Origin of the sequence: uncultured Butyricimonas sp. (genome assembly GCF_959596855.1) — a bacterium.
In the GTDB taxonomy this organism is placed as follows: Bacteria; Bacteroidota; Bacteroidia; order Bacteroidales; family Marinifilaceae; genus Butyricimonas; species Butyricimonas muris.
The window spans coordinates 88,106-95,553 of sequence record NZ_CAUFYA010000015.1 but is presented as its reverse complement, the minus strand read 5'-3'; the positions used below and the strand labels follow the sequence as shown (position 1 = coordinate 95,553).

Annotated in this window: 7 protein-coding genes; 6 read left to right on the top strand and 1 reads right to left on the bottom strand. The window is 49.2% G+C overall.

Annotated elements, in window-relative coordinates; translation table 11 throughout:
- The 5 genes from Q5866_RS08860 to mnmA form a co-directional block, all read left to right on the top strand.
- Nucleotides 1-1,748 (top strand): gamma-glutamyl-gamma-aminobutyrate hydrolase family protein (locus tag Q5866_RS08860; protein WP_303179863.1); only part of this gene is annotated, 1,748 nt, incomplete at its 5' end.
- Between the two features lie 27 nt (nt 1,749-1,775).
- Nucleotides 1,776-2,408: a CoA pyrophosphatase gene (locus Q5866_RS08855; protein ID WP_303179862.1), complete on the top strand. Its 633-nt coding sequence runs from the start codon at nt 1,776-1,778 to the stop codon at nt 2,406-2,408.
- On the top strand, nt 2,408-2,875 hold the full coding sequence (locus Q5866_RS08850; RefSeq protein WP_303179861.1) for a gliding motility lipoprotein GldH: 468 nt from the start codon (nt 2,408-2,410) through the stop codon (nt 2,873-2,875). The genes Q5866_RS08855 and Q5866_RS08850 overlap by 1 nt, the downstream gene beginning before the upstream one ends.
- Nucleotides 2,876-2,886: 11 nt before the next feature.
- Nucleotides 2,887-3,627 (top strand): tRNA (guanosine(46)-N7)-methyltransferase TrmB, encoded by a 741-nt coding sequence (gene trmB, locus Q5866_RS08845; RefSeq protein WP_303179860.1) that lies wholly within the window; start codon nt 2,887-2,889, stop codon nt 3,625-3,627.
- Nucleotides 3,628-3,688: 61 nt separating this feature from the next.
- Nucleotides 3,689-4,762 (top strand): tRNA 2-thiouridine(34) synthase MnmA, encoded by a 1,074-nt coding sequence (gene mnmA / locus Q5866_RS08840; RefSeq protein WP_303179859.1) that lies wholly within the window; start codon nt 3,689-3,691, stop codon nt 4,760-4,762.
- A gap of 9 nt (nt 4,763-4,771) precedes the next feature.
- Here the strand turns inward: mnmA and Q5866_RS08835 are convergent, their stop codons facing one another.
- The gene (locus Q5866_RS08835) at nt 4,772-5,746 is read right to left on the bottom strand and encodes a D-alanine--D-alanine ligase (protein WP_186978293.1); all 975 of its coding nucleotides are present in this window, start codon (nt 5,744-5,746) and stop codon (nt 4,772-4,774) included.
- A gap of 92 nt (nt 5,747-5,838) precedes the next feature.
- Between Q5866_RS08835 and Q5866_RS08830 the strand changes: the two genes are divergently transcribed.
- On the top strand, nt 5,839-7,254 hold the full coding sequence (locus Q5866_RS08830; protein WP_099294275.1) for an MATE family efflux transporter: 1,416 nt from the start codon (nt 5,839-5,841) through the stop codon (nt 7,252-7,254).
- Nucleotides 7,255-7,448 lie beyond the last annotated feature (194 nt).

The following is a 7,448-nucleotide window of genomic DNA, read 5'->3' as shown; positions in this document are numbered from 1 at the left end:
CGGCAAATCTGGATACCTTATACAAGGCGATAGACGATCGCCAGACACAAGCCCACGCACCGGTTATCGGTATCACGGCAAATTTCGAGAACGGGAACTCCTGTATAGAACATTCATACGTGATTTCCATCCTGCAAGCGGGCGGTATTCCCGTGCTAATACCCGTGCATAATGACATCGAGAGCTTGCGGGCAACGATAGACACGCTCGACGGGCTTATGCTCACGGGCGGGGGCGATATCAACCCGCTGTACGGGAACGAAGACCCCATCCCTCCCCTGCGGGACGTGGATGCCGCGAGGGACCAGTTCGACCTGACGCTGGTAAAACTGGCATCCGACCGACAAATCCCCATCTTCGGGATATGCCGCGGACACCAGATTATCAACATGGCCTTCGGGGGTACCAACTATCAGGATATCTACTCGCAGCACGAGCAACCGGCTTTAAAACACAGCCAGACAATCAGCCGGGAATACGGCTCGCACCGGGTGAATATCATCAATAACTCAATACTCCACTCAATCATGGGAGAAGACTCCATCACGGTTAATTCTTACCATCATCAGGCCATCAAGGACATCGCCCCCGGATTCCGCGTGACGGCGACCTCTGCCGACGGGATTATCGAGGCGATGGAAGGTATGCCGGGACACCGTGTCTTCAGCGTGCAATGGCACCCGGAGAAAATGGCGGTACGCCCCGACGAACAGATGATGAAACTTTTCTATTATTTCGTCAGCGAGGCCACCCTGTTCAAGAAGGCAAAAGAAATCCACCGGAACAGCTTGATTGTCGATTCACACTGCGATACCCCGATGAAATTCACCCCGGGTTTCAACTTCGGGCAACGCCACGAGGACGTAAAAGTAGACCTTCCCAAAATGCAGGAAGGAAGAGAGGACGCCGTTTTCATGGTTGCTTACCTGCATCAAGACAGCCGGGACGAGGAAGCCTCGCGTGCCGCCACGCGAAAGGCTGTCGACATCCTGTACCAGATATCGGAACAAGTGAAACTGAACCAGTCGCGAGTGGGTATCGCCTATAACGAGGACGACCTGCTTTACCTGAAGAATGCCGGGAAGAAAGCGATATTCCTTGCCATCGAAAACGGGTACGCTATCGGGAAGGATATCGCGAACCTCGAGATGTTCAAGAAAATGGGAGTCACTTATATCACCCTGTGCCATAACGGCAGCAATGACATTTGCGACTCGGCAAAAGGCGAACCGGAACACAACGGGTTGAGTGATTTCGGACGACAAGTCGTGAAAGAGATGAACCGCTTGGGAATTATCGTGGACATCTCGCATGCCAACGCCAAAACCGTGCAGGATGTACTGGAAACCAGCGAAGCCCCGATTATCGCTTCCCACTCGTCCGCGAGAGCGTTACGCGATCACCCCCGCAATTTGACAGATGACCAGATTCGAGCCATCGCCGACAAGGGAGGCGTGGTACAGGTGTGCCTGTACAACTCGTTCCTGAGCGCACAACCCAACCCGACCATTCTAGACGCCGTGGCTCATATCAACCACATCGTCCACCTCGTGGGCATCGACCACGTGGGCATCGGCACGGACTTCGACGGCGACGACACGGAAAAACTTATCGGCTGCCGTGCCGCCAACGAGGTTATCAACCTCACCGTGGAACTCCTCCGCGAAGGCTACACGCCGGAAGAATTGCACAAGTTGTGGGGAGATAACATCTTAAGGGTGTTGAGTGCGGTACAAAAACCATACTGATTTTAGATTTTAAATTTTAGATTAACGGTGACAATTGAAACAGTTCAAAAAGTTCTAGCACGAGAATTACCGGGAGCGGCGGCACACGCCCTCATGACACCCGAACCTAATCACGTTAAGGGAATAGAAGAAATACATCAGCATTCCCCCGTGAATAGCGCCGTGCTCATGCTGCTGATGCCTTACCGGGAGGATTGGGCAATCCCTTTTATCCAACGTACTTCGGTGGGGAAATATCACGGGGGACAAATCGCCCTGCCGGGTGGGAAGATGGAGCCGGAAGACACGAATGCACGTGATACCGCTTTGCGAGAATGTCACGAGGAGATCGGGGTAAAGCCTGAAGACGTCACGATTATTGGGAGTTTGAGCGACGTGTATATCCCGTTAAGCAACTTTAATATAACACCCATTGTTGGAACAATCCCGAAAATACCTAATTTTGTACTCTCGGAAGATGAAGTGGAGGAAGTGATAGTCATCCCGTTAAATGATTTATTTGACGACAAGAATAAAACTTCGCGTTCGCTTTACCGGAACGACCGACAGATTGTCGCACCGGGCTACAAGATTGATAATCATTTTATCTGGGGAGCCACGGCAATGATGATTGCGGAACTGGAAACACTATTAAAAACGAGCAATAACGACCGAACGTGATGAGCAAGAAACTTGGTATTTACACTTTATTCATTTTATCGTGTTGCATGGCTTGTAATATCACCCCCGACGCGGGAAGTTACAAATCCATCGCCCGCGAGACATGGAATCGGGATAGTAATTACAAATTTGAATTCAACATCACGCGACCGGGCGATTACGTGTTAAGCACATGCGTACGGCACACGACGGATTATAAACTACATGGTCTGAGTTGTTGGCTCACCATCTCCCACCCGCACCTGACAACAATCAACCTAAGTTCGGACATCACTTTGGCGGATAAGGACGACGAATGGGTGGGACAAGGATTGGGGGGATTGAAAACCGTAACCCAAACCTCGGAAGAAATACTTCACTTGGATTCCGCGGGTATCTACACGGTAGAGATCGGTCACCGCATGAAAGAAAAGGAATTGAAAGGAATAAAAAATATAGGGATTAAGATAACTAAATTAGAAAATTAAGCGATTGGGATATGGCGAAAAATAAGCTGGCAAAATTCGCGGAAATGGAAACACTGGATAACGTGTTCCAACCGAAACATGACGAGGTTTTCCGCACGGATTACAAGCTAAAAGGGAAATGGGGAGAACAAGTGTTCGGCAACGCCCACCCGATTGTACTGGAAGTGGGATGCGGCAAAGGCGAGTACGCCGTGGGACTGGGAAAACTCTACCCGGAGAAAAATTTCATCGGGTTGGACATCAAAGGAGCCCGGATGTGGACCGGGGCTAAAATAGCCCAAGAAAAGGGCATGAAAAACGTGGTATTCCTGCGCACGCATGCCGAGATGCTTGAGTCGGTATTCGCCCCCGGGGAAATCTCCGAGATATGGATCACGTTCCCCGACCCGCAAATGGCAAAGGCCCGCAAGCGCCTGACGGGAACCCGCTTCCTCTCGCTCTATAAAAAGATGCTGAAAGAAGACGGAATCATCCACCTCAAAACGGATAGTCCTTTCCTGTATCAATACACGGCTGAACTTATCCGCCTGAACGGATTGACCGCTTTTGTCAACACGGACGACCTTTACGCAAGCGGACTGGATGATAAAATACTAGGTATCAAAACATTCTACGAGCAACAATGGTTATCCCGAGGGAAACAGATCAAATACTTGAAATTCACCTTGTCCGGCTCCGGCGAACTCATCGAACCCGATATCGACATCGAGAAAGATGATTACCACAGCGAGGCAAGATTTATGAGTAAATAAATTTACGATTTATGAATTACGATTTAAGAATCATAAAGCTAAAATCATTAAATCTAAAATTATGAGGGTTTTAATGGCCATGAGCGGCGGGATTGACAGCACGGTTGCCGCCATGTTATTACAAGATCAGGGATACGAGTTGGTCGGGGTTACCTACCGGGTGTACGATCAAATCTCGCAAGCCTGCATGGAGAAGGAAAAAGGGTGTTGCAGCGTGAACGCGATCTTCGAGGCAAAACACATGGCACAGCAAATGGGCTTTGAACATCATATATTGGATATACGTCAAGATTTCAAAGATCTGGTGATACGGAATTTCATCGACGAATATTTACAAGGACACACGCCCAACCCTTGCGTACTTTGCAATTCCACGATCAAATGGGGCAAATTGATCGAAATGGCCGACGAACTCGGGTGTGACTACATCGCTACCGGACATTACGCCCGCATCGGGCAACTGAACGGACGTTACTTCTTGCGCAAAGGAGTGGACGAAACTAAAGACCAGACCTATTTCCTGTGGACACTGACACAAGAGAATCTTGCCCGGACGCTGTTTCCTTTAGGTGAACTGACAAAACCGGAAGTCCGGCAAATCGCTCTTGCCAAAGGACATGAAAAACTTTCCAAGAAAACCGAAAGCCAAGAGATATGCTTTATCCCGGATAACGATTACCGCGCTTTCCTTGCCGAGAACGTGGATAACTTCACGGAGAAATACGGTCCCGGGCTATTTGTCGATACATCCGGCAAGCGCTTGGGTGAGCACCGGGGTTTCCCCAACTACACCATCGGGCAACGTAAAGGGCTGGGCATTGCCCTCGGGCATCCCATGTTCGTCGTGGCCATTAACCCGCAGAAAAACGAAGTCGTGCTAGGCACCCGCGAAGAACTGACAGGTAAAGGTTTCCGGGCAAAAGATATCAACCTCATGAAATACGATTCTCTACCGGACGGCTTCGAGGTGAATGCCAAAATCCGTTACCGCAACCGGGGCGCCCAAGCATCCGTCTACCACGAGGAGAGCGGGCTACGGGTAGAGTTCCACGAAGGCATGGATTCCATCACTCCCGGTCAGAGTGCTGTACTCTACGAGGGCACGGATGTCGTGGGCGGCGGCATTATCGTTTAAGGCGGAAATTCAATTACTCAATTTGGCTTCAATAATCTTCGTCAACACATCCCGCAACGTTCCGCCCATAGCCCGCACCATTTTAGGCACAAAACTATTGGAAGTCATTCCCGGCGTGGTGTTCACTTCAAGCATGAATATCTCGTCATCACGCACGATATAATCCACCCGGATGATACCGTCACACCTTAGTATATCGTAAATCATCGACGACAACGTCTTGATGCGATGGGTCAACTCGGGAGAAATACGTGCCGGAATAATCTCGTCGGACATCTTGGGATCGTATTTTGCCTCGAAATCAAAAAACTCTTTCTTCGGGATCACTTCCGCTATGGGCATTGCAAAATCCAGCTCCCCAGCTTTCACGACACCACATGTCAACTCTTTCCCGTCAATAAACGTTTCAATCAGCACTTCCCGGCAAAGAGCGAATGCTTCCCGCAACGCCTTCTCCAACTGTCCCGCCTCTTTCACCTTCGATACCCCGAAACTGGACCCCTCGGCATTCGGCTTCACGAAACAAGGCAGACCGACTTCCTCTATGATCTCGTTCACGTCATACGCCATCCCCCGTTTCAGCATCACGGAATTGGCCACGTTCACCCCGTAACTCTTTAAATAAGCATTGCACGTGTGTTTATCAAAAGTCAACGCGGAAGCCAGCACGTTGCATCCCCCGTAGGGTACGCCCATCATATCGAGGTATCCCTGCAACAACCCGTTTTCACCGGGGTTGCCATGAATCGTGATATAGGCAAAATCAAACGCAATCCTCTCCCCGTCTTTCGTGAAGGAAAAATCATTCTTGTCCACCGGGTAAGTCACATCACCAATCTTCACGTGCCAATCCCGCCCCTTTAATATAACAAGGTATTTATTATAACGGGTTTCATCCACCTCGTTATAAATATTGTTTCCCGACTGGAGCGACACCCCGTACTCCGAAGAATTTCCTCCTGCAATAACCGCGATATTTTTCATATTAATCATTTTTACATCTTTCCGCAAAAGTATAAAAAAGTGAGAGGAAATTGCCAAAAGGTTTATATTTTTGCAAGCCAAAAAACAAGAGCATGACAAAAGTAAACGACCTGACACACGGAAGCATCAGCAAAGGGATATGGAGTATGGCAATTCCCTTGATCACAGCCTCTTTCGTCCAAATGGCCTACAGCATGACAGACATGATCTGGTTGGGGCGATTGGGAAGCGAAAGCGTGGCAGCCGTGGGTGTTGCCGGATTCTTCACGTGGTTGTGCAATGCACTTTCGTTTATCAGCAAAGTCGGCGTCGAGGTTACCATCTCTCAATCTCTTGGCGCACGTACAGGCAAAAGAGCCCGCGTATACGCCAATCAGGCAGCCATGCTCTCGTCAATTATCGCTTTATTCTACGCTTGTTTCATATTCATCGCGGCTCCTGCCCTAGTGGGATTATTTCATCTGGAAGAAAATATTTCCTCGCTCGCGGTCAATTACATGCGATTGATCACCCCGGGACTATTCTTCACGTTCAACAACAACACGTACAGCGGGCTGTACAACGGGCAAGGCAATAGCAAAACACCCTTGAAAATCGTCGCGACGGGCTTGGTGTTTAATATTGTACTCGATCCCTTGCTCATATACGGGTTCGGCTTTATTCCCGCCATGGGTTCGGCGGGTGCGGCAGTTGCCACTACCTTCTCGCAACTGGTCGTGTTCGCGATCTTTATACGCAATCTTTATTTCCGCGAATCCTCTATCGGCAAACTCCATTATCTCACCCGCTTACGTGCCCGTTTCGTGAAGCGGATATTTTCTCTGGGTTTCCCCGTCAGTATGCAAAGCGCCTTGTTTGCCATGTTCTCGCTGACGCTTGCCACCGTGGCGGCACAATGGGGACATATCGGGGTTGCCGTGCAAAGTGTCGGGGCACAAATAGAGGCCATCACGTGGATGACTGCCGCGGGATTCTCGACGGCACTGGCAGCCTTCACCGGACAGAACTTCGGGGCACGCGACTTTGTCAGGATACGTCAAGGGTATCACTACACGCTAAAACTTGCCGGGGGAATCGCTCTCGTTGCCACGGCAGCTTTTCTCTTTCTAAGCAAAGAAATTTTCAGCATTTTCATCAACGAACCGCAAACCCTAATTGCCGGAAGCGCCTATTTAAAAATCCTTGCCGTTTCGCAAGTTTTCTCTGCAATCGAACAGGTCACGGCCGGAGCTTTCAATGGTTGCGGGCGTACCACACCCCCGGCAATCGTGGGTATTCTGCTCACCGGGGCAAGAATCCCGCTTGCCTTTTATCTCGTGACCTTCCCGATTCTGGGGTTGAACGGTATCTGGTGGAGCATCTCCATCTCCAGCGTACTCAAGGGAATCGTACTCACCCTCTGGTACCTGTCATTCCAGAAAAAATTACAGAATGGAAGTTACAAACCGACCGGAATTTTAGGACAAATGCACGCTGTTGCAAGCCGCCTATGGCAACAACTTCATTGAGTTTATAAAGTTTGTAAAGTTTATAAAGTTCATAAGGTTCACGAAGTACCCCTCCTTTTTATTACTTTACAAACCTTATAAACCTTACAAACTTTATGAACTTTATAAACCTTCTTTTCATTGCAGAAAAAATTCTGTAATTTTTCGGCATAAAGATTGTTGAAATAAAAAATAAGGCTTACATTTGACAGCGC